General features: G+C 66.9%; 20 protein-coding genes and 1 tRNA gene. 13 read left to right on the forward strand and 8 right to left on the reverse strand.

The genetic code is table 11. From position 1 onward, the window contains the following. Window positions 1-116 precede the first annotated feature (116 nt). The 6 genes from VGN82_RS02215 (at window position 117) to VGN82_RS02240 (ending at window position 5353) form a co-directional block, all read left to right on the forward strand. Entirely contained in the window at window positions 117-1307 is a 1191-nt protein-coding gene (locus VGN82_RS02215; RefSeq protein WP_327525352.1) for an HlyD family secretion protein, read from the forward strand. 153 nt (window positions 1308-1460) lie between these two features. Further along, window positions 1461-3047 carry a DHA2 family efflux MFS transporter permease subunit gene (locus VGN82_RS02220; RefSeq protein ID WP_414644179.1) on the forward strand — a complete coding sequence of 529 codons (1587 nt, stop codon included), beginning with the start codon at window positions 1461-1463 and terminating at the stop codon, window positions 3045-3047. Between the two features lie 179 nt (window positions 3048-3226). Further along, window positions 3227-3772, forward strand: a complete 546-nt coding sequence (gene irrA, locus VGN82_RS02225; RefSeq protein ID WP_414644180.1) for an iron response transcriptional regulator IrrA — start codon at window positions 3227-3229, stop codon at window positions 3770-3772. Between the two features lie 25 nt (window positions 3773-3797). Beyond that, the gene (locus VGN82_RS02230) at window positions 3798-4085 is read left to right on the forward strand and encodes a (2Fe-2S)-binding protein (RefSeq protein WP_327525353.1); all 288 of its coding nucleotides are present in this window, start codon (window positions 3798-3800) and stop codon (window positions 4083-4085) included. A gap of 102 nt (window positions 4086-4187) precedes the next feature. Then, window positions 4188-4673, forward strand: a complete 486-nt coding sequence (bfr, locus tag VGN82_RS02235; protein WP_327525354.1) for a bacterioferritin — start codon at window positions 4188-4190, stop codon at window positions 4671-4673. Window positions 4674-4813: 140 nt separating this feature from the next. Then, window positions 4814-5353, forward strand: coding sequence for an MOSC domain-containing protein (locus VGN82_RS02240; protein WP_327525377.1), 540 nt, complete (start codon window positions 4814-4816; stop codon window positions 5351-5353). 60 nt (window positions 5354-5413) lie between these two features. On the opposite strand, the gene VGN82_RS02245 is transcribed toward VGN82_RS02240, so the two are convergent. Then, the gene (locus tag VGN82_RS02245; RefSeq protein ID WP_327525355.1) at window positions 5414-7171 is read right to left on the reverse strand and encodes an adenylate/guanylate cyclase domain-containing protein; all 1758 of its coding nucleotides are present in this window, start codon (window positions 7169-7171) and stop codon (window positions 5414-5416) included. A gap of 297 nt (window positions 7172-7468) precedes the next feature. Between VGN82_RS02245 and VGN82_RS02250 the strand changes: the two genes are divergently transcribed. Beyond that, a complete protein-coding gene (locus VGN82_RS02250) occupies window positions 7469-7759 on the forward strand; it encodes a DUF1330 domain-containing protein (RefSeq protein ID WP_327525356.1) in 291 nt (96 codons plus the stop codon). Between the two features lie 73 nt (window positions 7760-7832). Here VGN82_RS02250 and VGN82_RS02255 read toward each other — a convergent pair whose 3' ends face one another. Beyond that, a complete protein-coding gene (locus VGN82_RS02255) occupies window positions 7833-8528 on the reverse strand; it encodes a cold-shock protein (RefSeq protein ID WP_327525357.1) in 696 nt (231 codons plus the stop codon). Window positions 8529-8677: 149 nt separating this feature from the next. Next, the gene (locus tag VGN82_RS02260) at window positions 8678-9928 is read right to left on the reverse strand and encodes a Zn-dependent hydrolase (RefSeq protein WP_327525358.1); all 1251 of its coding nucleotides are present in this window, start codon (window positions 9926-9928) and stop codon (window positions 8678-8680) included. A 198-nt stretch (window positions 9929-10126) separates the two neighbouring features. On the opposite strand from VGN82_RS02260, the gene VGN82_RS02265 reads away from it, so the two are divergent. Continuing rightward, window positions 10127-11731 (forward strand): phytoene desaturase family protein, encoded by a 1605-nt coding sequence (locus VGN82_RS02265; protein ID WP_327525359.1) that lies wholly within the window; start codon window positions 10127-10129, stop codon window positions 11729-11731. Window positions 11732-11905: 174 nt separating this feature from the next. After that, window positions 11906-12802: an ABC transporter substrate-binding protein gene (locus VGN82_RS02270; protein WP_327525360.1), complete on the forward strand. Its 897-nt coding sequence runs from the start codon at window positions 11906-11908 to the stop codon at window positions 12800-12802. 70 nt (window positions 12803-12872) lie between these two features. On the opposite strand, the gene VGN82_RS02275 is transcribed toward VGN82_RS02270, so the two are convergent. Together VGN82_RS02275 and cpdR are read right to left on the reverse strand one after the other, a co-directional pair. Continuing rightward, window positions 12873-12947 (reverse strand) — tRNA-Val (locus tag VGN82_RS02275). 155 nt (window positions 12948-13102) lie between these two features. Then, window positions 13103-13462: a cell cycle two-component system response regulator CpdR gene (gene cpdR / locus VGN82_RS02280; protein ID WP_038363805.1), complete on the reverse strand. Its 360-nt coding sequence runs from the start codon at window positions 13460-13462 to the stop codon at window positions 13103-13105. 256 nt (window positions 13463-13718) lie between these two features. On the opposite strand from cpdR, the gene VGN82_RS02285 reads away from it, so the two are divergent. Further along, window positions 13719-14639, forward strand: a complete 921-nt coding sequence (locus VGN82_RS02285; RefSeq protein ID WP_327525361.1) for an N-formylglutamate amidohydrolase — start codon at window positions 13719-13721, stop codon at window positions 14637-14639. A gap of 388 nt (window positions 14640-15027) precedes the next feature. Next, a complete protein-coding gene (hisN, locus tag VGN82_RS02290; RefSeq protein WP_327525362.1) occupies window positions 15028-15810 on the forward strand; it encodes a histidinol-phosphatase in 783 nt (260 codons plus the stop codon). Here hisN and VGN82_RS02295 read toward each other — a convergent pair. Further along, window positions 15715-16782 (reverse strand): alpha/beta hydrolase, encoded by a 1068-nt coding sequence (locus VGN82_RS02295; protein WP_327525363.1) that lies wholly within the window; start codon window positions 16780-16782, stop codon window positions 15715-15717. The two genes, hisN and VGN82_RS02295, sit on opposite strands and share 96 nt — an antisense overlap. Window positions 16783-16984: 202 nt before the next feature. Between VGN82_RS02295 and VGN82_RS02300 the strand changes: the two genes are divergently transcribed. Next, window positions 16985-17443 (forward strand): Hsp20 family protein, encoded by a 459-nt coding sequence (locus tag VGN82_RS02300; RefSeq protein ID WP_327525364.1) that lies wholly within the window; start codon window positions 16985-16987, stop codon window positions 17441-17443. A 97-nt stretch (window positions 17444-17540) separates the two neighbouring features. Here the strand turns inward: VGN82_RS02300 and VGN82_RS02305 are convergent, their stop codons facing one another. Next, window positions 17541-18476, reverse strand: coding sequence for a hypothetical protein (locus tag VGN82_RS02305; RefSeq protein ID WP_327525365.1), 936 nt, complete (start codon window positions 18474-18476; stop codon window positions 17541-17543). 94 nt (window positions 18477-18570) lie between these two features. After that, on the reverse strand, window positions 18571-19626 hold the full coding sequence (locus tag VGN82_RS02310; protein WP_327525366.1) for a threonine aldolase family protein: 1056 nt from the start codon (window positions 19624-19626) through the stop codon (window positions 18571-18573). Between the two features lie 615 nt (window positions 19627-20241). Here VGN82_RS02310 and gltB point away from each other — a divergent pair. Continuing rightward, the gene (gltB, locus tag VGN82_RS02315; protein ID WP_414644181.1) at window positions 20242-24963 is read left to right on the forward strand and encodes a glutamate synthase large subunit; all 4722 of its coding nucleotides are present in this window, start codon (window positions 20242-20244) and stop codon (window positions 24961-24963) included. Window positions 24964-24987 lie beyond the last annotated feature (24 nt).

Consider the following 24987-nt stretch of genomic DNA (forward strand, 5'->3'; position numbering starts at 1 on the left):
GCTTGAAAAAAGAATCGAACCAATCGGTTCGATATGACTTGATATGCGTGAAGCGCCACGCTATTTCAAGCGCAATCGAACTGACTGGTTCGAATTGTTTTGTTCAGGACGAAGCCATGTCTGCCGAGACAAGCACCCGCCAGCGTCGCGACCGGCTGCAACTGGTCGATCCCGTCGGTGAAGCCGCACCTGCGCCCGCCGAGGCGCGGCGCGAGATCGCGAATGCGCCGAAGGAGGCCGTGACCCCTGCGGCTCCGCCGAAGGGCAAGGCGCTGCGCCGCGCCGGGTTGATGCTGCTCGGGACGGCCGCGATTGGCGCCGGCCTCTGGTTCGGTGGCAACTGGTGGTTCAACGGCCGTTTCATCGTCTCGACCGACGACGCCTATGTCGGGGCGGAGATGGCGACGATCTCGGCCAAGCTCGCCGCGAACATCGCCTCGGTCTCCGTTGTCCAGAACCAGGAGGTCAAGGTCGGCCAGCCGCTCGTCGCGCTCGATGACGGCGACTGGCGGATCGCGCTGGAGAGCGCCCGCGCCAAGAGCGCGACGGCGGCGGCGACGCTCGCCCGGATCGACAGCCAGATCGAGGCCGGCCGCGCCAGCCTCGAGCAGGCGCAGGCGCAGGAGAATTCGGCGCAGGCCGGCGTGACGCGCACGGCCGCGGATTTCGAGCGCGCCAACAGCCTCGCGGCCAAGGCCTATGGCTCGCAGGCAACGCTGGATGCGGCAACCGCTGCACGCGATCAGGCCAAGGCCTCGCTCGGCAGTGCGCAGGCCGGCGTCGCAGCGGCCAAGGCCAATGTCGAGGTGCTGAAGGCACAGCGCGTCGAGGCGGCGCGCCAGGCCGACGAGCTCAAGCTGGCCGAGCAGAAGGCGGAGCGCGACCTGAGCTTCACCAAGGTCAATGCACCGATCAGCGGGCTCGTCGCCAACACCAATGTCCAGCTCGGCGACCTCGTCAGCGCCGGCAAGCGACTGATGTCGATCGTCCCGCTCGACCAGGTCTATGTCGATGCGAACTTCAAGGAGACGCAGGTCGGCCCCCTGAAGATCGGCGACCGCGCCACGATCACCGTCGATGCGCTGCCGGGCGAGGTCTTCGAGGGCAAGGTCAGCGGCATTGCCGGCGGAACCGGCTCGGTCTTCACCTTGCTGCCGCCGGACAATGCGACCGGCAACTTCACCAAGATCGTCCAGCGCGTGCCGGTGCGAATCGCGCTGGCGCCGGAGGCAACCGCCAAGCACGTCCTGCGACCGGGCATGTCCGTGGTGGTGAAGATCGATCCGCGCCCAGAAGCCCGGCGCTGAACTTAATCGCAGATTTCTCAACCCTTAGCCTGAGCAGCCGCGGAACGTGGCGTCTCGAAGGATGGTCCAGGAGGCTCCGGTCGAAGCTGGAGCATCCTTCGAGACGGCCCTTGCGGGCCTCATCAGGATGAGGGCTCGTATGGGGAGGCCGGCATGGCCACCGCGACCCTGACCAGCCCGAGCGGCGCGCCGCCGGCAGACGACGCCATCCCGATGCGCCGGATCTTCGCCTTCGTGGCGATGGTCTTCGGCATGTTCATGGCGATCCTCGACATCCAGATCGTCTCGGCCTCGCTGGCCGAGATCCAGGCGGGGCTGTCGGCCTCGTCGGACGAGATCGCCTGGGTGCAGACGGCCTATCTGATCGCGGAAGTGATCATGATTCCGCTGTCGGGCTATCTCAGCCGGGCGCTGTCGACGCGGGTCTTCTTCAGCATCGCCGCCGCCGGCTTCACCATCTCCAGCGTGCTCTGCGCGATGTCGTCCTCGATCAACGAGATGATCCTGTGGCGCGCTGTGCAGGGCTTCATCGGCGGTGGCATGATTCCCGGCGTCTTCGCGGCCGCCTTCACGATCTTTCCGGCCTCGAAGCGCCCGATCGTCTCGCCGCTGATCGGGCTGGTGGCGACGCTCGCGCCGACAATCGGGCCGACCGTCGGCGGCTATCTCAGCCATGCCTTCTCCTGGCACTGGCTGTTTCTGGTCAATGTCGTGCCCGGCATCTGCGTCACGATCGCGGCCTGGACGCTGATCGATTTCGACAAGCCGCAGCCCGGCCTGCTGAAGCGCTTCGACTGGCTCGGCCTGCTCGGCATGGCCGGCTTCCTCGGCAGCCTCGAGTATGTGCTGGAGGAGGGGACGCGGCTCGACTGGTTCGAGAGCCACGAGATCGTGTTCTTCACCGGCGTCATGCTGGCCGGTGCGGTGCTGTTCTTCTGGCGGGCTCTGACGCGGGACGATCCGCTGGTCGATCTCTACGCCTTCAAGAACCGCAACTTCGCCTTCGGCTCGCTGTTCTCCTTCTGCATGGGCATCGGGCTCTACGGGCTGACCTATCTCTATCCGGTCTATCTCGGGCGCATCCGCGGCTATGACGCGCTGCAGATCGGCGAGACCATGTTCGTCACTGGCCTGTGCATGTTCCTGACGGCGCCGATCGCCGGCCGGCTCTCGCAGAAGATCGACCCGCGCGTGCAGATGATGATCGGCTTCGCGGGCTTTGCGCTCGGGACCTACATCGCCACGGGAATCACGGCGGACTGGGACTTCCACGAATTGCTGATCCCGCAGATCCTGCGCGGCGTCTCGCTGATGCTGTGCATGGTGCCGATCAACAACCTCGCGCTCGGCACGCTGCCGCCGGCGCAGCTCAAGAATGCGTCCGGGCTCTACAACCTGACGCGCAATCTGGGCGGGGCGGTCGGGCTGGCGGTGATCAACACCATGCTGAACAGCCGCACCGACCTGCACATCACGCGGCTGCACGAGAGCGTCGCCGCCGGCCGGCAGGTCGCGGAAGAGGCGCTGGCGCAGATGATGCAGCGCTTCCTCGACTATGGCGAGGCGGCCGAGCAGATGGCGCTCGCGCTGCTCAACCAGCGCGCCCACAAGCAGGCGCTGATCATGGCCTTCGGCGACGTGTTCCTGGCGCTCACCATGATCTTCGCGAGCCTGGTTCTGCTGGCGCTGTTCATGCGCAAGCCGCCAGCGGCGGCGCCGGGCGCCGGGGGAGGGCACTGAGCGGCCGGCCTGCAGCCATCACGGCTTCGTGCGCTCCATGCACAGCCGGATGACCGGATGCCGCACCCGCGAAGATTGACATTGAGACGCCATTGCGACAAATATAACAGCAATATCAGTAGTTTAGATGATTTCTAAACTACGGGCCGGCTATCCCGGCATTGCGGAAGGCGTTGTCTATGAGCGTTTCGTCCCTGAAGGATCAGGACCATCAGCGAGTTGCCGCGGATCATATTCCGTGGCCGCAGAAGAGCCCTGCCTCCTGCCCGATCAGCGCCGTGAAGGCGCGTCTGCGCACCGCCGGCCTGCGGCCGACGCGGCAGCGCATGGCGCTGGGCTGGCTGCTCTTCGCCAAGGGCGACCGCCATGTCAGCGCCGAAATGCTTTATGAGGAGGCGCTGCGCGCCCGCGAGCCGCTCTCGCTTGCGACCGTCTACAACACGCTGCGCCAGTTCTCCGAAGCCGGCCTGCTGCGCCAGGTCTCGGTCTCGGGCCCGAAGACGTTCTTCGACACCAACGTTTCCGAGCATCACCACTTCTACAACGAGGATGACGAGACCGTCGTCGACATTCCGGGTTCCACGATCCAGGTCGCAGGGCTGCCGGAGGCTCCGGAGGGCATGATGATCTCCTCGGTGGAGGTGATCGTGCGGCTGCGCCGGGCCGATGGCTCGGAGGTCGAAACCAAGATGCCGCTCTCGCATCTGGCGTCCCATCACGCCTGAATTTTTCGCAAGTGATCGTTCCGACGTGATCGTCTGTTCCTGCAACGTCCTGTCCTGCTCCCAGATCAAGGGCACCATCGCCCCTGACGGCTCCGGCCCGAGGACGGCCGGCGAGGCCTATGACTGCCTCGGCTGCAGCCCGGATTGCGGACGTTGCGCGCGCGAAGTCCGCGCCATCCTGGCAGAGGCGCGCGCCGCCTGCATGACGCAGTGCGGTTCATGCGCCAGCCGCGACATCGAATGCGCGGTCCATGTCTCCGTCGGCCAGATGCTGGACGGGCTCGCCATCGACGACGAGCTGGCCGTCGCCTGAGGGCTGCCGAATATCTCGGCTGGACGACCTCTTTTCGCTTTCCTTCCGTAAACCCGTGCCATACATTAGTATCATTCTAATGTGTTGGTCGGGAGCGATGTCATGAAGGGCGACAAGAAGGTCATCGAATATCTCAACAAGGGGCTTCGCTCGGAACTCACCGCCATCAACCAGTACTGGCTGCACTACCGCATGCTGGACAACTGGGGCCTGAAGGAGATGGCCAAGACCTGGAAGAAGGAGTCGATCGAGGAGATGGTCCACGCCGACCGCTTCGTCGATCGCATCCTGTTCCTCGAAGGCTTCCCGAACCTGCAGACCCTCGACGCGCTCCGAATCGGCGAGAACGTCAAGGAGGTCATCGAATGCGACCTCAAGGCGGAGATCGAGGCGCGCGCACTCTACCAGGAAGCTGCCAGCTACGCCCGCGAGGTCGGCGACTATCCGTCCGAGCAGCTCTTCAAGGATCTCATGGCTGACGAGGAAGGGCATATCGACTTCCTCGAGACTCAGCTCGATCTGATCGGGCGGATCGGCCTCGAACTCTATACCCAGAAGCATGTGGGCGGGCTCGACGAGGGCCACTGACGTCACGCCCGATTGCGGTGCACTCAGCGAAGCCGGTTCCGTTCGCGGAGCCGGCTTTGTCATATGGGCGTCTCGCCAGCGTGCCGTATTCGTGCCAGAAGCCGGCTATGCTGACCGGCCGGATGTGAGACGTGGTGACGATGGCGACGGTGATCACGGTGAGCGGGGCCCCCGGGCATCGCTTCAGCAAGCCGGTGCAGGGCTCGATCCGTCTGCTGAAGGGCCTTGGCGTCGAGGGTGACGGGCATTGCGGCGAGACGGTGAAGCACCGCTCGCGCGTCGCGGTCGATCCGACCCAACCCAACCTTCGCCAAGTCCATCTGCTGCATGCCGAACTGCTCGACGAACTGAACGCTGCCGGTTTCGAGGTCGCGCCGGGGCAGATGGGCGAGAACGTGCTGACGCGCGGGATCGACCTGCTCGGGCTGCCGGTCGGCGCGCGCCTGCGGCTGGGTGCGGAGGCGCTGGTCGAGATCACCGGGTTGCGCAATCCATGCGCCCAGATCGAGGCGTTCCGCCCTGGTCTGCTCAAGGCCGTGCTCGGACGTGACGAGCAAGGCCGGCTCGTCCGCAAGGCCGGCATCATGGGCGTCGTGCTGCAGGGCGGTGACATCGCGGCGGGCGATGCCATCGCGGTCACGCTGCCGGCGCTGCCGCACCGGGCGCTGGAGCGCGTCTAGAGCGGGCGGCGGAGCGCCCGAACCGCAAGGCGCAGGGCTGTCTGGACGGTGGCCGACGCTTCATTCGGGCACGCCGGCCTTCTTCAGCCCTTCGACGAACACCTCGCAATGCGCGAATTTCCCGAGGTTCTGGCGGAGCACCGAGAGACGCAGCGGCGGCCCGACGCGAGCCCGGGCCGCAATGAACTCCTGTGCCTCCTCGATCAGGCCGAGATGGCCGCAACAGCTGATCAAGGTGTTGTAGTGCCCTGAGTACTCGGTGAAGGCCGCGACCGATCGACGAAGGTGAGGCAGCGCCTCCTCGAACCGCCGCGCCCCGAGAAGGGCCAGGCCATGGATCGCCGTGTAGATTCCCGCAAAGCTGTCGAGCGGGCTCATGCGGATGGCCTTGCCGGTCTCCGCGACCGCATCGTCATAGCGGCCCGAGCGCAGCAAGCCCCAGCCATAGGCGGATCGTCCCAGCGCAAAGCTCGGATTCAGTTCGAGGGCTGCGCGCAGTTCCGCCAGGGCTCGCTCGTGCTGGCCTGCGGTGCTCAGGCACAGGCCGAATGTCATCCGCGCCCACGGATCGCCCGGATCGCAGGTCAGGCCCACTTCGGCGTGACGTGCGGCCTGCGCGTAACCTTCCCTGGTCTCGGGCACCCAGTAGCAAAGCGACGCCCACCAGATCGCCCAGCCCAGCAGGGCATGGGCTCGCGCGTAGCCGGGATCCAGGGAGATGGCCTGTCGCAGGAGCGTCTGGGCCTCGTCGTTCTGGCGGCGCCCGACCTTGTTGATCAGGCCCATTGCGCGGACGGCCAGTCCCCAGGCGTCGATGTTTCCCGGCGTCTTGCCGGCAGCCCGCGCGCCTTCCGCCGCGTAGAGGTGAGGCTCGATCGTGGCGACGACGACATTGGTGATTTCGTCCTGAACCACGAAGACGTCGGTCAGATCGCGATCGTATTTCTCGGCCCAGAGGTGCTTGCCGCTTTGTGCGTCGATCAGCTGACCGGTGATCCGGATCCGCTGTCCCGCGGCTCTGACGCTGCCTTCGAGGACGTATCGGACCCCGAGTTCGCGGGCGACCTGGCGGACATCCACACCCCGCCCCTTGTAGGAGAAGGTGGAGTTGCGCGCGATCACGAAGAGCCAGCGCAGCCGGGAAAGGGCGGTGATGATGTCCTCGGTTATCCCGTCGGCGAAATAGTCCTGTTCCGCGGCGCCGCTCAGATTGTCGAAAGGCAGGACGGCGATCGAGGGCTCGTCCGGCAGAGCCGGGGCCGCGACGATCCGATCCCCCGGCTTCAAGGCGGCGTCGCTGACCCGGTAGCACCTGATCGGCCGGTCCAGGTTCTTGACGGCCTGTTCTCCAAGGTCGTCGAAAGCGATGTCGAGCGCATTGCCGAGATGTTCATGGACATTGCCGGAGATGCAGATGCCGCCCGGTGCAGCCAGGGTCTGCATGCGGACGGCGACATTGACACCGTTTCCGTAGAGGTCGTCGCCTTCAACGATGACGTCGCCGAGGCTGATGCCGATCCGCAGTGCAAGCCGCTGCTTCGCGGCGATCCCCTCGCCAGGCAAGGCAAGCGAACGCTGGATCTCGATCGCGCCTCTGACGGCGTCGACCGCGCTGGCGAACTCGATCAGGACACCGTCGCCGATCGTCTTGAAGATACGGCCGCCATGCCGCCCGGCCTCGGGTTGCAGCACGTCGCGGTGCAGGGATTTGAGCCGGGCCAGCGTGCCCTGCTCATCGGCTTCCATCAGGCGCGTGTAGCTGACGACGTCGGCGGCGAGGATTGCGGCGAGGCGGCGTGGCACATGTTCTTCGCCCATTGGCCAAGCCATCACTAGAGTGCAGCACAATGCGCGATGGTACGCCTCGGCGGTTTGGGCGTCTATCAAGCCGGCCGGCGGGGGCATAGTGGGCGACGATGGCGTCGCGCTTCCTTCCAGAGGAAGTGCCTGCCGAGAGCAAGATCCTGGCGGGCGGCGTAGGTCATGGCCTTGGCCGGCGCGCTCTCGTGCCGATCGAGACTTTCGCTTGCTGGCCAGCGCATCGAGGGACATGCTGCTTCCGCTCGGTCAATTCCGCGCTCCGAACGAGCCCTTTCTCTCATCGCAGGGTTTGACATGGCAAAAGCATATTGGGTTGCGGCCTATCGATCGGTGAGCGATCAGGACGCGCTGGCGGCCTACGCGAAGCTGAGCGGGCCTGCGATCACGGCAGGGGGCGGCCGCATCTTGGTGCGAGGCTTGCCGTCCGTGACCTACGAGGCCGGATTGCAGCAAAGGACGGTCGTCATCGAATTCGACAGTGTCGAGCACGCACAACGGGTGCACGACAGCCCCGCCTATCAGGAGGCCCTGGCCCTGCTCGGCAATGGGGCGGAACGAGATATCCGCATCGTCGAGGGCGTGTGACACACGGGGCGATGCCCAAAGAAAAAGGCTCGCCGGCGTGAACCGGCGGGCCTGATTTCGTTTCGTCCGGGCTTCAGAGGAAGCTGACGTTCGCCGCTTCCGGGCCCTTCTTGCCGGCGCGGATCGAGAAGCGGATACGCTGCCCGTCCATCGGCGGCTGCAGGCCGCTGCGGCTGAGGGAGGAGACGTGCAGGAACACGTCCGGCCCGCCCTGGTCCGGAGCGATGAAGCCGAAGCCGCGCTCCGAGTTGAAGAACTTCACGGCGCCGTCGAAGGGGCCTTCCATCGGGCCGCTGTCACGGCTACCGAAGCCGCCACGATCGCCGCGGTCGGAATAGCCACCGCCACCGCCGCCGTAGCCACCGCGGTCGCCACGATCGGAATATCCGCCGCCGCCGTAGCCGCCTCGGTCGCCGCCATAGCCACCGCGGTCGCCGCGATCATTGTAGCCGCCGCCGAAATCGTCGCGGGGAGCGCGGGGCGCACGCGGCGCCGCCGGCGTCGCGGTCGAGGCGTCGATCTCATGAACCGCGACGACCTGGAGGCCGCGGCGTCCCTCGCCGAGATCGGCGATGATCGTCGCCCCCGGCTGAAGGTCCTGCTGATCGAGCGGGCCGATCGCGGAGATGTGGAGGAAGACATCGCCCGAGCCGTCGGCCGGCGATGCGAAGCCGAACCCTTTCTCGGGGTCGAACCATTTGACCTTGGCTTCGATATTTTCGTGCGTGACGAAGGGCTGAGCGGCAGGAGGCTTGCGACGATCGAACATGGAGCTTCAAGGATGAGTGACCGGGAAGCGCGATCCTAGCGCAAGGAAAGCGCGCCGTCATCGGGGGGAGGGCGTAAATTATCGTCAGCCGGCAATGCCGCGCCGGAGGGCTGCTCCAGCGACGTACCCGGCCTTCGCCGTCACCTATTCTAACCCTGCCGGTCGGCCCTGGCGAGCACGGACTGCAGCAGGACGTCGAGGCCCGGCTCGAGATCGTCGCGCGAGCAGAATTCGCCATTGTTATGGGTGACGCCGCCCTTGCAGGGCGTGAAGATCATCGTCGTCGGCGCATGGCGGGCGACGAAATAGGCGTCGTGCCCGGCCTGGCTGAGGATGTCCATGTGGCGGTAGCCGCGTTCCGTCGCGATCGCACGGACCTGGTCGATCAGCTCCGGCGCGAAGATGCGCCCGCCCCACTGCCAGACATCGAGGATCTCGACGCCGCAATCGGCCTTGGCTGCTGCCTCGAAGGCGGCGCGGCGCATCGCCTCGGCCATGACGGCCGAGGTCGTCGGGTCGGGGTGGCGGACATCGCCGACGGCCTGGGCCCAGTCGGAGAGGATGCCGGGCTTGTTCGGCCAGGCGACGAGGCGCGCAGCCGTCGCCTTGCCGCCCGTGCCGGCATGGGTCCAGCCGAGATCGTCGACCGCGACGAGGAAGCGTGCGCCGGCGATCAGCGCGTTCTTGCGCCGCTCCATCGGCCAGGGGCCAGTATGGGCGGTCTCGCCCTTGAACTCGATCAGCATGCCGGTGGAGGGAAAGCCGCCGGTGACGACGCCGACCTGCATGCCCTCGCGGTCGAGGATCGGCCCCTGCTCGATATGCAGCTCGAAATAGGCGTCGAAGGCGTGCGGCTTGTCCTCCATCGCGCCGAGATAGCCGATGCGGGCGAGCTCCTCGCCGATCGATTTGCCGTCCTCGTCGCGCCGGCCCTGCGCCCAGTCGAGCGCATAGGCGCCGACGAAGGCGCCGGAGCCGACCATCGGTGGCGAGAAGCGGGCACCTTCCTCATTGGTCCAGTTGACCACCTCGATCGGCCTGCGGGTGCGATGGCCGATCGCATCCAGCGCGCGGCAGACCTCGAGCCCGCCGAGCACGCCGAGGATGCCGTCGAAGCGGCCGCCGTTGAACTGGGTGTCGAGATGGCTGCCCATCACCACCGGCGGCAGGCTGTCGTCGCGCCCCGGGCGGCGGGCGAAGATGTTGCCCATGCCGTCGACCCGGATCGTGAGCCCCGCCTCTCGGCACCAGGCGACGAACTGGTCGCGCACTTCCCTGTCGGCATCGGACGCGGCCAGCCGCGACAGGCCGCCGGGCCGGCCCGGGCCGATCTCTCCCGAGCGCTCGATCGTCGCCCAGAAGCGATCCATGTCGATGCGGGCTTTGACTGGCTGTTCCATGGGACTCGTCTTCTGTGCGTTCTGAAACGGGGCCACCGCCGCGCTTTCGCCGGGCCGTGAGTGGCAGAGGCGGTAACTATCGAGCGGCGGCGGGGAAGGGGGCAAATAGATATTGGCGATGCCTGATATTGCCGGCGATGTGGTGATTGCCGTAGCGCGCCTCGGTCAGCACAGTGCGGCGAATCGGACAGGCGGAACATGGCGACCAGCGAAGCGGACATTGTCATTCTCGGTGCCGGGCATAACGGGCTCGTCTGCGCCTTTCACCTTGCCCGCGCCGGCCTCAAGGTCACGGTGCTGGAGCGTCGCCATGTCGTCGGTGGCGCGGCGGTGACGGAGGAATTCCATCCGGGTTTCCGGAACTCGACGGCAAGCTACACCGTGAGCCTGCTCAGGCCCGAGATCATCCGGGAGATGGAACTGGCGCGCCATGGCCTGCGCATCGTCGAGCGTCGGCTGGGTAATTTCCTGCCGCTGCCGGATGGGCAATACCTCGCCGCCGGGCCGGGACGAACCGCCACGGAGGTCGCCAAGTTCTCGACCCGGGATGCCGAGCGGCTCGCCGCCTATGAGGATCGGCTCGAGACGGTGGCCACGGTGCTGCGCGAGCTGGTCTTGCGCGCCCCGCCCAATCTGACGGATGCCGGCTGGCGGGCGGCGTTGCCGGAGCTGATCGAGGCCGGGCGCCTCGGCCGGCGCCTCGGCGGGCTCGACACCACCGGCCGCCGCGACGTGATGGACCTCTTCACGAAATCGGCCGGCGACTGGCTCGACGGCTGGTTCGAGAGCGATCCGGTCAAGGCGTTGTTCGGCTTCGATTCCGTCGTCGGCAACTATGCCAGCCCCTACACGCCAGGCTCGGCCTATGTGCTGCTGCACCATGTCTTCGGCGAGGTGAATGGCCGCAAAGGTGCCTGGGGCCATGCCATCGGTGGCATGGGAGCGATCACGCAGGCGATGGCGAAGGCCTGCGCGGAGGCTGGCGTCGAGATCAGGCTCGACGCGCCCGTCGCCGAGGTGCTGACCGAGCGCGGCCGGGCCGTCGGCGCTGTGACGGAGGCCGGCGACGTGGTGCGGGCGCGGGCGGTCGTCTCCAACCTGCATCCACGCCTGCTCTTCTCCAAGGTCGATGCCGCGGCCGTGCCGGCTGATTTCGCCGAACGCATCGGCCGCTACGCCTCGGGCTCCGGCACCTTCCGGATGAACGTCGCGCTCTCCGAACTGCCGCGCTTTGCCAGCCTGCCCGAAGCGGGCGACCATCTCACAGCCGGCATCATCATTGCACCCAGCCTCGCCTATATGGACCGCGCCCATGCGCAGGCACGGCTCGATGGCTGGTCGCGCGAGCCGATCGTCGAGATGCTGATCCCCTCGACGCTGGACGATACGCTCGCCCCGCCGGGCCAGCATGTCGCGAGCCTGTTCTGCCAGCATGTCGCGCCGGAGCTGCCGAACGGCCTCGCCTGGGAGGATTGTCGCGAGAGCGTCGCCGACCTGATGATCGAGACGGTCGATCGGTATGCGCCGGGCTTCAAGGCCTCGGTCATCGGGCGGTTGGCGCTCGGGCCCGCCGATCTCGAGGCGCGCTTCGGGCTCGTTGGTGGCGACATCTTCCATGGCCGGCTGACGCTCGACCAGCTCTTCTCGGCGCGGCCGGTGCTCGGCCATGGCGACTACCGCATGCCCGTGCCGGGGCTCTACCTCTGCGGCTCGGGCGCCCATCCGGGCGGCGGCGTCACCGGGGCACCGGGGCGCAACGCGGCCATGGCCGTGCTGGCGGACCGGCGCCGCAAGCGCTTTTGAGGTTTGTCGGCGCTGATTCGCCTCCTGTGGCAGCGTTGACGTCAGGAGAGTAGGCTCTTCGCAGGCTGAGCTGAGCGAGGTTGTCGCATGCAGAGGCGGAATCTCCTTGCTCTTGCCGCCGGCCTAGCCACGATTCCGCGCAGCCTGGCACAGACGAGGAGCAGGCCGCCTGCCGTGGGCTTTCTCGGCCTTGCGACGGAGCCGGCCGACCGCCCGCTGATCGCGGCGCTCCGGCGAGGCCTGCAAGAGCGGGGGCACGTCGAAGGGCGGACGATCCTGCTGGAAAGCCGCCATGCTGCCGGCGATCTCGGGCTGGCGGGGCGCTTCATCGACGAGATGGCGCTTCGCCCGGTCGATGTCTTCGTGGCGCCGGGGCCGGCGGCGGCGCGGGCGATTCATCGTGCGACGCAGATCCCGATCGTCGCGCTCGGCCTGCCGCCGGTTCCCAGCGATCAGGGCCTGTTCGCAAGCCTCGCGAAACCCGGTGGCCGCGTGACCGGATTCTCCTATTTCGGGGAGGCGTTGTCGGCGAAGCGGATCGAGGCGCTGCGCGAGATCCTGCCGCGATCCTCCATGCTCGGTATCCTGCACAATGTCGCCGATCCCGTATTTCGCGAATGGGGCGGCCAGACCGAGGCGGCGGCCCGGGCACAGGGGTTCGAAGCCCTAAGGCTCGGCCTGCGCTCGGCCTTGCCGGGCGATGTCGCCGAGCATCTGCGGAACTTGAAGAGCCGTGGTGGCGATGCGGTGATCGTGATCACCGACTTCCTGACGGTCAGCCTCAAGGACGAGATCATCCGGAACTGCGCCGAGCTGAAGGTCGCGGTGATCTCGGAATGGCCGACATTCGTCGAGGCGGGCGCGCTGATGTTCTATGGCGCCGATATTCCCGAGCTGTTCCGGCAGGCTGCGGGGTATGTCGATCGAATCGTCCGGGGCGAGCGGGCGGGCGACCTGCCGATCCAGCTCGCGACCAAGTTTCGGATGGTCATCAATCTCAAGACGGCCAGAGCACTCGACATCGCCGTTCCGCCAAGCCTGCTCGCCAGCGCCGACGAGGTCCTCGAATAGGCTCGCCGGCATGGCCAGAAACGAAAACCCCGGAGACCGCTTTTGCCAGCAGTCTCCGGGGCTTCGAAAATGGTGGGCGCGACAGGGATCGAACCTGTGACCCCTACGATGTCAACGTAGTGCTCTCCCGCTGAGCTACGCGCCCGTCTGCCGCGTCGGGATGTCGTCGCGGCGGCCGGAACATGGCGCGCCGTTTCGGGCTGACCATGTTGCGAGGTGTGCGGCTATAGCCGCTCGCTTCATGGCTTGCAAGGCGCTTCGCGAGAAAATCTCTGTACGAGCAGCGCCTGTGCACAAGCCTCAGGCGGCAAGGAGTTTTTCGACCTCGTTCACCAGCTCGCGCAGGTGGAAGGGCTTGGAGAGGACCTTCGCGTCTTTCGGCGTCTGCGAATCGGGGTTCAGGGCCACGGCGGCAAAGCCGGTGATGAACATCACCTTGATGTCGGGATCGAGCTCGGTCGCGCGCCGCGCCAGCTCGATGCCGTCCATCTCGGGCATGACGATGTCGGTCAGCAGCAGCTCGAAGGGCTCTTCGCGCAGGCGGTTATACGCCGAAAGCCCGTTGTCGAAGGACGCCACGTCGTAGCCCGCATTCTGCAGGGCCTTGACCAGGAAACGGCGCATGTCGTTGTCGTCTTCGGCGAGAAGTATCTTGGTCATGGGCCTGAATGTCCGTCCCCGTAAGGCCTGTCGTCACAGATGAGGGGCGCGGCCAGGCGACCCTTGTCTCGTTCTCTGGCGCCCGCGCCTGATTCCAGGGCCGGCGCCGGCAGGGTTATCGGCCCATCCCCGTGCGTGGAACCCTACGCTTCTATAAGGCACCACTATGGTAAACAACGCGTGAATCCACCGGCGATGGCGGCTGCGCGTGCGCTGCGCTTCAACCCCGCCGCTTTGTGTGCTTGTGTTGGCGGGCATGAGCGCTTTTCCAGCCCCCTTCCTGCCTGGTCCCGAGGACGTCGTCGCCGAGATCGAGCGGCCGTTCACGCTGTACCAGCCGGCGCTGCATGTCGTGCCGGTGGTGGTCGACGTGCCGCATGCCGGACGGCGCTATCCGCGCAGCTTCGTCGACCGGGCGAGGTTGCCGCTGCGCTCGCTGCGCCGCTCCGAGGATGCCTATGTCGACCAGCTTTTCGCGCGCAGCGTCTCGCTGGGCGCGCCGCTGCTGGTCGCCGAGTTCCCGCGCGCTTATCTGGACGTCAACCGCGAGCCCTATGAGCTCGACCCGCGCATGTTCGACGGCCGCCTGCCGCCTTTCGCCAATACGCGCTCGATGCGGGTCGCCGGCGGGCTCGGCACGATCCCGCGCGTCGTCGGCGACGCGCATGAGATCTATTTCGGGCGCATTCCGGTGGAGGAGGCGCTCGGGCGAATCGACGGGCTCTACCGGCCTTATCACGCCGGCCTGCGCGACCTCGTGCAGCGCACGCAGCGCGCTTTCGGCACCTGCATCCTGGTCGATGCCCATTCGATGCCGTCGAATGGGCTGGATCGCGACGGGCCGGCCAAGCCGGACGTCATCCTGGGGGATCGCTTCGGTACCAGCGCCGCGGCCTACATCACCGACATCGCCGAGGCCGCCTTCAGCCGGCTCGGCCTGAGCGTGACCCGCAACCGGCCCTATGCAGGCGGCTTCATCACCGAGCATTATGGCGCGCCGAGTTCTGGCGTCCACACGCTGCAGATCGAGATCAACCGGGCGCTCTACATGGATGAGGCGACGCTACTGCCGCATGACGGCTTCGCCGCGCTCGAGCAGGTGATCGCATCGGCCATGGCGGATTGCTTCGCGCGTTGGAGCGGCTGGCTCGATGAGTTCCGGCAGGCGGCCGAATAGGCGGGGCATCGGCCCCTTGATCCAAACTCCCTTGGCGGATCGCCGGTCGCCCAAGTTGCCGTGGCAACCCAGAAAAAAGGGCCGCACACTTGCGTGGCGGCCCAAGTCTAGGGAGGAAACGCCCAAGGAGGGCAACGAAGGCTTGAGGTGATCGCCCCTTCGCAGTGCACAATATGACGGTGCAGTGCGAAAAAGCAAGTGGCCTGACCAAAATTTCGAACAAGCAGGTGTCGCATGGGGCATGCGTCCATCGCATGACGAAGTCGAGTGCCGTTAGGTCGCCCCGCTATCGAGGGCGACTTGCCTTTCCGGAACGACCTGCCCATCAGGGACGTGACGATGCAAAGCGGCGGCGCGGCACCACGCCGCGTAAGCGTAAGGGGCAGACATGAGTGCGGTGGATTTCGGAGCCTTCGTCGCGGAGCTTGCGACCCAGTCCGGCCAGGCCATCCTGCCGTTCTTCCGGGCCCATCACGCGATGGAGGACAAATCGGTCGGTGGCGTGTTCGATCCCGTGACCGAGGCGGACCGCGCCGGCGAGACGATCATGCGCCATCTGATCCAGCGCAGCTTCCCGGCTCATGGCGTGCTCGGCGAGGAATTCGGCAATGAGAACACCGATTCCGAATATGTCTGGGTGCTCGACCCGATCGACGGCACCCGTGCTTTCATCTCCGGCATCCCGGTCTGGGGCACGCTGATCGGCCTGACCCGCCACGGCACCCCGGTCTACGGCATGATGCACCAGCCCTTCACCGGCGAGCGCTATTCGGGCGACGGGCGCGAGGCGCGCTATGAGGGGCCGGGCGGCGCAAGGACGCTGCGGACGCGCCAGGTGTCGGATCTGTCTGCCGCAACCTTGATGACGACCTCGCCGGCGCTGTTCAAGGGCGAGGAGGCGGAAGCCTATGGCCGCGTCGAGAGCCAGGTGCGCCTCGCGCGCTATGGCTGCGACTGCTACGCCTACTGCATGCTGGCGTCCGGCCATGTCGATCTCGTCATCGAGAGCGGGCTGAAGCCCTATGACATCGTCGCGCTGATCCCGATCATCGAGGGCGCCGGCGGCGTCGTCACCTCATGGGATGGCGGCAGCGCCGCCGGAGGCGGGCGCGTCGTCGCCGCTGCCAGCAAGGCGTTGCATGAGGCCGCGCTGGCCTTGCTCGCCGGCTGAAGCGGCCCCCTCCGGGTTCAGGCTGGCGTCCTCGCCGGGAATGAAGGCGTCGAAGGCGGCCCAGAACTGCGCCCTAATCGCGTCGATCTCCATCAGGATCTCGTGACGCGCGGTCGGCAGGATCAGCGCCTGGCCGGTTTTGAGGCGGGCGGCAAAGCGTTCGATCGCCGGTGTCGAGACGACGCGGTCGCGGCCAGCGGCGATGACCAGCGTCGGCACCCGGACCTCGCGCGCTGCGTTCGGCGCATTCAGCCGCGTCATCAGGCGGAAGGCGTTGCGGACCCAGGCGATGGTCGGATCACCGATGCTGAGCTGGCGTGCCGCTGCCGAAAGCGAGCTGTTGCGGGCATAGCGATCGGGATCGCCGGTCAGCCGGTTGTCGTCGAAGGGCTTGGTCGCAATCGCGGTATCCCCGCCACCGGGGATGAAGGCGCGGCCGAAACCGAGCCAGAACAGCAGGCTCGCCAGCCGGCTCGCGGCCTTCGGGTTCTCGGTGATGGTCAGGCCCAGCATCGGTGCGAGCGCGACCAGCCGCGAGACGGGCAGAGCGCCGTGGCGCGCGGCGTCGAGGCAAAGTGCGGCGCCCATCGAATGCGCGAGCACGAAATAGGGGCCGGGCAGCTTCTCCTGCATCTGGGCCATGGCGAGCGCGAGATCGTTCTCGTAGTGGCGCAGGCGGCCGACATGGCCCTTGCGCTCGCGCGCGAGGAAGCGCTGCGAGCCGCCCTGCCCGCGCCAATCGAAGGCCAGCACATGGAAACCGCGCCGGCGCAGCTCGGCGATGGTCTCGCTGTAGCGCTCGATGAACTCGGCCCGGCCCTGGACGAGGACGACCGTGCCGCGCACCGGCTTCACCGTCGGCCGCCAGCTCGCGAAGCGCAGTTGCGCGCCGTCACGCGTCGTCGCGAACCAGGCCTTGCCATGGCCGGGCACCGGATAGTCGGGATGAACGAAGAGTTCGGCGTCGGCCATTCCGGGCTTTCGTATCGACAGGCGGTTCCCGCCGCCGTTGGGCGCGAGCCTTATTTATGCCCGCCGTGACCGCCTCTTGAAAAGCCGAAAACACCTTCCCAACTCAGTGTGGCGCAGGCCGGAACCGGCTGCGCGAACCTCACTAAAGCCTGCGCTCATGACGAGGCGGGCTGACCAAACGTCGCTTCCTTTGGAGGACATCATGCGTCACTTCGATCTTTCCCCGCTCTATCGCTCGACCGTCGGCTTCGACCGCCTGTTCTCGCTGCTCGACCAGGCCGGCAGCGCCGATTCCGCGCCGAGCTACCCGCCCTACAACATCGAGCGGACCGCCGAGAACGCCTACCGCATCACGATCGCGGTCGCTGGCTTCGGCGAGGGCGACCTTGCGATCGAGAGCAAGGAGAACGCGCTGACCGTGCGCGGTGAGAAACAGGCCAACGACAATGGCGAGAAGCGCGAGGTTCTGCATCAGGGCATCGCAGCGCGCGCCTTCGAGCGTCGTTTCCAGCTCGCCGATTATGTACAGGTGACCGGCGCCAGCCTCGAGAACGGGCTGCTCCACATCGATCTCGTGCGCGAGATTCCCGAGGCCAAGAAGCCCCGCCAGATTGCGATCAGCGGCGGCAAGGCCAAGGTGCTCGAAGCCAAGGCCGCGTAACGCGCCGGCATCAACCGCCTGAATGACGAGGGCGCCTCCGGGAGACCGGGGGCGCCCTTTTGTCGTTTCGCGTTCCGAGCCATTGCGGCCCCGCGTCTCAGTCCAGCGGCGTCACCGGCACGGCCGGGGTTTCTGGCTTCGGCGTCGTCGGCGTCGCGTCTGGAGTCTGGACCGGCGGCAGTTGCGCCGGGATTCCGGGCTGCTCGGAGCGGGCCAGCGGCGGCTCGCGTTCGGCCGGCTCCGTGCCGCGGACGTCGCTGGGATTGACCAGCCTGGGCTTGTCCGCGCCGGTCGTGGGGTCGCTCGGGCCCGGCGTCGGCGCAGCCGGCGCCGCGGGGGTGGGCGGGATGTCGGTCGCGGGTGCGCTCGCCGCAGCCGGCGGCTTTTCGGCGGGCGCTGCCGGCTCGGCCTGCGGCGGCGCTGCGGGCGAGGGCGGCGTCTCGGTCGCCGGAGCGCTGGCCGATGCGGGGGGCTTCTCCGGCGCGGGGGCGGGCTCGGCGCGCGGCGGTGCTGCCGGGGACGGCGGAACCACGGTCGCGGGTGCGGTCGCCTGGCCCGGTGGCTTCAGTGAGGGAGGTCGTTCCGGCGGGCGCGGCACCGCACGCGGCTGCGGCGGCCTGGCCTCTTCGCGAGGGTCGACGCGAGCGACATGCGGCGCGGCGCGGGGCGGCGCCTGGAGTACGATCTCGTCGAGAAGGTCACCGGTGTAAGGGTCGAGAACCAGCCTGACACGCGCGCCCGACCGGGTCCGGCCATCGACGACAATGGATGAGGCCGTCCGGATCGTGCGGTCGATCCGCGCGAGGCCGACATCGCGCGCGGCGATGAGGCCCAGGGCGCGGTACGGGATCTGCGCAGGGGGGCGGGGCGCCGCATAGCGATAGCTGTGGCCGAAGCGCTGCTCGATATAGGGGACGTCTTCTTCGTAGAGATAGGGCTGGGCCGAGGCGGCGCCGGCCGTCCCGGCCAGGGCGGCGGCGGCCGCCAGGCCCATCAGCACGCTGCGCGTCGGCGCGGGCGAACGAAATGCCATAGAGTCATCCCTTCCAAGCACTGAAATCCAGTTTCAGTCTTCGTTAGGGATTGCGGCATGCTTGGGGCTGGAATCGGGAGGGAATCCAGCCTTCTCAGGCCTCGATCAGTGCGGCCAGCCGCTCGACCTGGGCTTCCTGCGTCGAAAAAGACATCACGAAGCGGCCGACGACTTCGCCCTCGGCAAGTGTCACCCCTTCCGGAAGAGACCGTTCCGACCATGGGAGGTAGCCGACGCCCGCCTCCTTCAGCCGCGTCTGCAAGGCAGCAGACAAGATCGGAAACACGGCATTGGCCTGACAGGGCCAGGCCAGGCGTGCCTCGCTGCTCTTGTCGACAGCGCTGGCCAGCCTTGCCGCCATGGCATTGGCGTGGCGGGCAAGGTCGAGCCAGTGTCCGTCCGCCAGCAGGCCGTCGAACTGCGCGCCGATCAGACGGCCTTTGGACAGGGTCTGGCCGGCGCGCTTGCGGCGCCATTTGAGTTCGCCGGCCTTGGCAGGGTCGAAGAAGATCACCGCCTCCGCAGCCCAGGCGCCATTCTTGGTGCCGCCGAAGGAGAGCACGTCGACGCCGGCCTTCCAGGTCATCTCGGCTGGGCTGCAGCCGAGCGTGACCAGCGCATTGGCGAAGCGCGCACCGTCCATGTGAACGGCGAGGCCGCGCGGTGCGGCGGCCGCTTTCAGGGCGCCGATCTCGTCAAGAGAGTAGATCGTGCCGCATTCGGTCGCCTGGGTGATCGAGAGCGCCTGTGGCTGGACCTGATGCAGCGCGCCTTCGCGGAAGCGCGCGAGAGTCCGCGTGACCAGATCCGGCGGGATCTTGTTGCCGGCGCCGGGCAGGCCGATCAGCTTCGCGCCGTCGCTGAAGAATTCGGGGGCGCCGCATTCGTCGTCGGCGACATGGCTTTCCTCATGGGTCAGCACGGCACCCCATGGACGCGTGATGCTGGCCAGGGCGAGCGCATTCGCCGCCGTGCCCGATGTCACCAGGAAGACCGCGACCTCATGCTCGAAGATCTCGGCGAAGCGGCGCTCCGCGCCTTGCGTCCAGAGGTCCGTGCCATAGGCGGAGGCAGTTCCGTCGTTGGCGGCGGCGATGGCGGCCATGACGTTGGGGCTGGCGCCGGCGGTGTTGTCGCTGATGAAGTTCATGCCGCAGCGATACCGGCGTGGTGCGAGCCTGCCAAGGTCGTGCCGGCGGGGCCGCTTTGCATCCTGCGCCGGCCGATGCTGCAGAGTTGTCGGCGGGGGGCTCAGAACAAGAACCGTGCTGGCTGAGTCTCGCTTTCGTGCCGGATATGTCCGCCTATTGATCGAGATAGCAATAAAATTTCGTTATGATGCAAATTCGGCTCTTGTGCAGACATTAGAATTCTGGCAAATTCCTCTCAATAGGACAGTATTGCTGTCCCATTTTTCGCCGCGCTGACCGCAGCCTCCGGGCTCAGGTCGCGCCATCGCAACGGAGCGGATCGATGACGTGGGGCACGGCTAAAGACGCCAAAGCCAACCGTACGCGAGCCGTCCGTAAAGCGACGGCCTAAGGCAGGCGAAGCCGGGCGAGAGCCCGGGCGCCTGCGGAGGACGCGGGCGCCCCGAGACCAAGCGCAAGCAAGCCTCCAACAGATGAACGGTCCGGCCATGCCGGCCCCAGCTCTCTGCCGTCCCTGCGGGTGCGACATGGCTGCGGCGGCACGGCAAGGAACTTGTGGACTCAACGGTGCCTCAGGCGGAAGCTGGAAGGGCATTGGCAAGCGGGGTTTGACGATGAGCGCAACCAGCAAGTCGAGCAGCGTCGTCAAGGGCGGCGCCGGTTCTCTGGACGGGGCCAAGCCTTTCGAGCGTTTTCCCGAGGTTCGCGACCCGGCCATGCCGGGGCGCCAGGGGCTCTATGACCCTTCGATGGAGAAGGACTCCTGCGGCGTCGGCTTCGTCGCCGACATGAAGAACCGCAAGAGCCACGCCATCGTCGCGCAGGGCCTGCAAATTCTCCACAATATCGACCATCGCGGCGCGGTCGGGGCCGATCCCAAGCTCGGCGATGGCTGCGGCATCCTCACCCAGATCCCGCATCGCTTCTTCAGCGAGGAGGCGGCCAAGCTCGGCATCGTGCTGCCCGAGGTCGGCCATTATGCCATCGGTCAGTTCTTCATGCCGCAGGAGGCGCAGGATCGCGCGGTCTGCGAGGAGATCGTGGCGCAGGCGGTCACCGAGGAGGGGCTGATCTTCCTGGGCTGGCGCGACGTGCCGGTCGACAACAGTGATCTCGGCGAGGCCGTACTGGAGACCGAGCCGGTCCACCGCCAGCTCTTCGTCGGCCGTCCGGCCGAGATTGCGAGCGAGGAGGATTTCGAGCGCAAGGTCTATGTCCTCAGGAAGTCCGTCTCCAACAAGGTCTATCAGCGCCAGGACCGGGCGACCGCGACCTATTATCCGGTCTCGATGTCGGCGCGCACCATCGTCTACAAGGGCATGGTGCTGGTGACCCAGCTCGGCAGCTACTTCAAGGATCTGACCGATCCGCGCTTCGAGAGCGCGCTCGCGCTCGTCCATCAGCGCTTCGCCACCAACACCTTCCCGTCCTGGCGTCTCGCCCATCCCTATCGGATGGTCGCCCATAACGGCGAGATCAACACGCTGCGCGGCAACGTCAACTGGATGGCGGCGCGGCAGGCGAGCGTCGATTCCGAGCTGTTCGGCGCCGACATCTCGAAGCTCTGGCCGATCTCCTATGAGGGCCAGTCCGACACCGCCTGCTTCGACAACGCGCTCGAATTCCTGGTGCAGGGCGGCTACTCGCTGGCTCATGCCATGATGATGCTCGTTCCCGAGGCATGGAACGGCAATCCGCTGATGAACGAGGAGCGGCGTGCCTTCTACGAGTATCACGCCGCGCTGATGGAGCCCTGGGACGGGCCGGCGGCGATCGCCTTCACCGACGGCAAGCAGATCGGCGCTACACTCGACCGCAACGGCCTGCGGCCGGCGCGCTACCTCGTCACCGATGACGGGCTCGTGGTGCTCGCCTCCGAATTCGGCGTGCTGCCGATCCCGGAGGAGAAGATCGTCGAGAAGTGGCGCCTGCAGCCCGGCAAGATGCTTCTGATCGACCTCGAACAGGGCCGGATCATCGGCGACGACGAGATCAAGACGACGCTCTGCCTCGCCAACCCCTACAAGGACTGGCTGAAGCGCACCCAGATCGTGCTGGAGGACCTGCCGCCGGTCGAGGCGCGCGCCTCGCGCACCGATGTGCCGCTGCTCGATCGCCAGCAGGCCTTCGGCTACACGCAGGAGGATGTCCGCCTGCTGATGGCGCCGATGGCGGTGACCGGCCAGGAAGCCGTCGGCTCCATGGGCACCGACACGCCGATCTCGGCGCTCTCGCTCAAGTCGAAGCTGCTCTACACTTACTTCAAGCAGAACTTCGCGCAGGTGACGAACCCGCCGATCGACCCGATCCGCGAAGAGCTGGTGATGAGCCTGCTGTCCTTCATCGGGCCGCGGCCGAACATCCTCGATCTGGAGGGCACGTCGCGCCGCAAGCGGCTCGAGGTGCGCACCCCGATCCTGACCAATGACGATCTCGAGAAGATCCGCTGCATCGGTCATTACGAGGATCGCTTCGACACCAAGACGATCGACTTCACCTATCCGGCGCGCGAGGGCGCAGCCGGCATGGAAGGCGCGGTCGCGCGGCTCTGCGAGCGCGCCGAGGCGGCCGTCCATGGCGGCTACAACATCATCATCCTGTCCGACCGGCAGGTCGGCGCCGACCGCATTCCGATCCCGGCGCTGTTGGCGACGGCGGCGGTACATCATCATCTGATCCGCAAGGGCCTGCGCACCTCGGTCGGCCTCGTCGTCGAGTCCGGCGAGCCCCGCGAGATCCATCATTTCTGCTGCCTCGCCGGCTATGGCGCCGAGGCGATCAACCCCTATCTCGCCTTCGACACGCTTCTGGACCAGCATGAGCAGGGCGCGTTCCCGACCGAAGTCGACGCCTATGAGGTGGTCAAGCGCTACATCAAGTCGGTCGGCAAGGGCGTGCTGAAGGTCATGTCCAAGATGGGCATCTCGACCTACCAGTCCTATTGCGGCGCGCAGATCTTTGATGCGGTCGGCCTGAAGAGCGATTTCGTCGAGCGCTACTTCTTCGGGACGGGCACGGCGATCGAGGGCGTCGGACTCGACGAGATCGCCGAGGAGAGCGTCAGCCGTCATCGCGACGCCTTCGGCGATGCGCCGATCTACCGCAACAGCCTCGATATCGGCGGCGAGTACATGTACCGCATCCGCGGCGAGGACCATGTCTGGCAGCCCGACGTCGTCGCCTCGCTGCAGCATGCGGTCAGGCTGAACGCGCAGGACCGCTATGAGGACTTCGCTCGCCAGGTCAATGACGAGGCGCAGCGGCTGACCACGATCCGCGGCCTGTTCAAGCTCAAGCTCGCCGGCGATGACGGGCGCCAGCCGGTGCCGCTGGAGAGCGTCGAGCCCGCGGCCGAGATCGTGAAGCGCTTCGCCACCGGCGCGATGTCCTTCGGCTCGATCTCGCGCGAGGCGCATGAGACGATCGCCATTGCGATGAACCAGATCGGCGGCAAGTCGAACACCGGCGAGGGCGGCGAGGAGCCGATCCGCTTCAAGCCGATGGCCGACGGTCGTTCCAAGCGCTCTGCGATCAAGCAGATCGCGTCGGGCCGCTTCGGCGTCACGACCGAGTATCTCGTGAACTCCGACGTCATGCAGATCAAGGTCGCGCAGGGTGCCAAGCCCGGCGAGGGCGGCCAGCTTCCCGGCCACAAGGTCGATGCCAAGATCGCCAAGACGCGGCATTCGACGCCGGGCGTCGGCCTGATCTCGCCGCCGCCGCACCATGACATCTATTCGATCGAGGATCTGGCGCAGCTGATCTTCGACCTGAAGAACGTCAACCCGGCGGCCGACGTCTCGGTCAAGCTGGTCTCCGAGATCGGGGTCGGGACGGTCGCGGCCGGCGTCGCCAAGTCGCGCGCCGACCACATCACCATCTCGGGCTTCGAGGGCGGCACCGGTGCAAGCCCCCTGACCTCGCTCAAGCATGCCGGCTCGCCCTGGGAGATCGGCCTCGCCGAGACGCAGCAGACGCTGGTGCTGAACAAGCTGCGCGGGCGCGTCGCGCTGCAGGTCGATGGCGGTCTGCGCACCGGCCGGGACGTCGTGATCGGGGCGCTGCTGGGCGCCGACGAGTTCGGCTTCTCGACCGCACCGCTGATCGCGGCCGGCTGCATCATGATGCGCAAGTGCCATCTGAACACCTGCCCGGTCGGCGTCGCGACGCAGGATCCGGTGTTGCGCAAGCGCTTCAAGGGGCTGCCCGAGCACGTCGTCAACTATTTCTTCTTCGTCGCCGAAGACGTGCGGAAGATCATGGCCGAGATGGGCTTCACCAAGCTCGACGAGATCGTCGGGCGCTCGGACCTGCTCGACAAGCGCGATGCCATCGACCACTGGAAGGCGAAGGGGCTCGACTTCACCAAGCTCTTCCACAAGGTCGAGCTGCCCGGCGTCGCGATCCGCCATGTCGAACTCCAGAAGCACCCGATCGAGCACGTGCTCGACCGCGCGCTGATCGAGGCGGCGGCGGATGCGGTCGAGACCGGAACCCCGGTCGTGATCGAGAAGCCGATCTCGAACGTCGATCGCTCGGCCGGCGCGATGCTGTCAGGCGTCGTCGCCAAGAAGTACGGCCATGCCGGCCTGCCGGACGACACCATCACCGTGAAGCTGAACGGCACCTCCGGCCAGAGCTTCGCCGCCTTCCTGGCGGCGGGCGTGACGGTCGAGCTGACCGGACAGGCCAACGACTATGTCGGCAAGGGCCTGTCGGGCGGCAAGCTGATCGTGAAGCCGGACCCGGCCTCGAAGGCCGTGGCCGAGCGCTCGATCATCGTCGGCAACACGGTGCTGTACGGCGCGATCGCGGGCGAGGCCTATTTCCGCGGCGTCGCCGGGGAGCGTTTCGCGGTCCGCAATTCCGGCGCGGTCGCGGTGGTCGAGGGCACCGGCGACCATGGCTGCGAATACATGACCGGTGGCGTCGTCGCCGTGATCGGGCCGACCGGGCGCAACTTCGCGGCCGGCATGTCGGGCGGCATCGCCTATGTGCTGGACGAGGACAAGAGCTTCGCGGCGCGCTGCAACCTCTCCATGGTTGATCTCGAACCGGTCGAGGAGGAGGAGGATCTGATGGAGCGCCTGCACCATCATGGCGGCGACCTCGAGCACAAGGGCCGGATCGACATGGGCGACATGTCCGGCCATGACGAGGAGCGCCTGATGCAGATGCTGACGAACCACGCCAACTACACCGGTTCGGAGACGGCACGTCGCATCCTCGACAACTGGGCCGATTACCGGACCAAATTCGTCAAGGTGATGCCGGTGGAATACCGCCGGGCGCTGCGCGAGATGGAGCAGGCCCGCAGCTTGCAGGCGGCCGAATAAGACGACTCGTCAGGCCCGGGTGGC

The sequence above is a fragment of the Allobosea sp. genome, from assembly GCF_035999205.1.
In the GTDB taxonomy this organism is placed as follows: Bacteria; Pseudomonadota; Alphaproteobacteria; order Rhizobiales; family Beijerinckiaceae; genus Allobosea.

What these genes read in the sequence shown, in the direction of transcription:
- hisN (WP_327525362.1), top strand. Translation starts at nt 15,028, where the DNA reads ATGAGTGCGGTGGATTTCGGAGCCTTCGTCGCGGAGCTTGCGACCCAG.
- VGN82_RS02300 (WP_327525364.1), top strand. Translation starts at nt 16,985, where the DNA reads ATGCGTCACTTCGATCTTTCCCCGCTCTATCGCTCGACCGTCGGCTTC.
- VGN82_RS02310 (WP_327525366.1), bottom strand. Translation starts at nt 19,626, where the DNA reads ATGAACTTCATCAGCGACAACACCGCCGGCGCCAGCCCCAACGTCATG.
- VGN82_RS02215 (WP_327525352.1), top strand. Translation starts at nt 117, where the DNA reads ATGTCTGCCGAGACAAGCACCCGCCAGCGTCGCGACCGGCTGCAACTG.
- VGN82_RS02265 (WP_327525359.1), top strand. Translation starts at nt 10,127, where the DNA reads ATGGCGACCAGCGAAGCGGACATTGTCATTCTCGGTGCCGGGCATAAC.
- VGN82_RS02295 (WP_327525363.1), bottom strand. Translation starts at nt 16,782, where the DNA reads ATGGCCGACGCCGAACTCTTCGTTCATCCCGACTATCCGGTGCCCGGC.
- VGN82_RS02220 (WP_414644179.1), top strand. Translation starts at nt 1,461, where the DNA reads ATGGCCACCGCGACCCTGACCAGCCCGAGCGGCGCGCCGCCGGCAGAC.
- VGN82_RS02250 (WP_327525356.1), top strand. Translation starts at nt 7,469, where the DNA reads ATGGCAAAAGCATATTGGGTTGCGGCCTATCGATCGGTGAGCGATCAG.
- cpdR (WP_038363805.1), bottom strand. Translation starts at nt 13,462, where the DNA reads ATGACCAAGATACTTCTCGCCGAAGACGACAACGACATGCGCCGTTTC.
- VGN82_RS02240 (WP_327525377.1), top strand. Translation starts at nt 4,814, where the DNA reads ATGGCGACGGTGATCACGGTGAGCGGGGCCCCCGGGCATCGCTTCAGC.
- gltB (WP_414644181.1), top strand. Translation starts at nt 20,242, where the DNA reads ATGAGCGCAACCAGCAAGTCGAGCAGCGTCGTCAAGGGCGGCGCCGGT.
- bfr (WP_327525354.1), top strand. Translation starts at nt 4,188, where the DNA reads ATGAAGGGCGACAAGAAGGTCATCGAATATCTCAACAAGGGGCTTCGC.
- VGN82_RS02255 (WP_327525357.1), bottom strand. Translation starts at nt 8,528, where the DNA reads ATGTTCGATCGTCGCAAGCCTCCTGCCGCTCAGCCCTTCGTCACGCAC.
- VGN82_RS02260 (WP_327525358.1), bottom strand. Translation starts at nt 9,928, where the DNA reads ATGGAACAGCCAGTCAAAGCCCGCATCGACATGGATCGCTTCTGGGCG.
- VGN82_RS02305 (WP_327525365.1), bottom strand. Translation starts at nt 18,476, where the DNA reads ATGGCATTTCGTTCGCCCGCGCCGACGCGCAGCGTGCTGATGGGCCTG.
- VGN82_RS02285 (WP_327525361.1), top strand. Translation starts at nt 13,719, where the DNA reads ATGAGCGCTTTTCCAGCCCCCTTCCTGCCTGGTCCCGAGGACGTCGTC.
- VGN82_RS02245 (WP_327525355.1), bottom strand. Translation starts at nt 7,171, where the DNA reads ATGGGCGAAGAACATGTGCCACGCCGCCTCGCCGCAATCCTCGCCGCC.
- irrA (WP_414644180.1), top strand. Translation starts at nt 3,227, where the DNA reads ATGAGCGTTTCGTCCCTGAAGGATCAGGACCATCAGCGAGTTGCCGCG.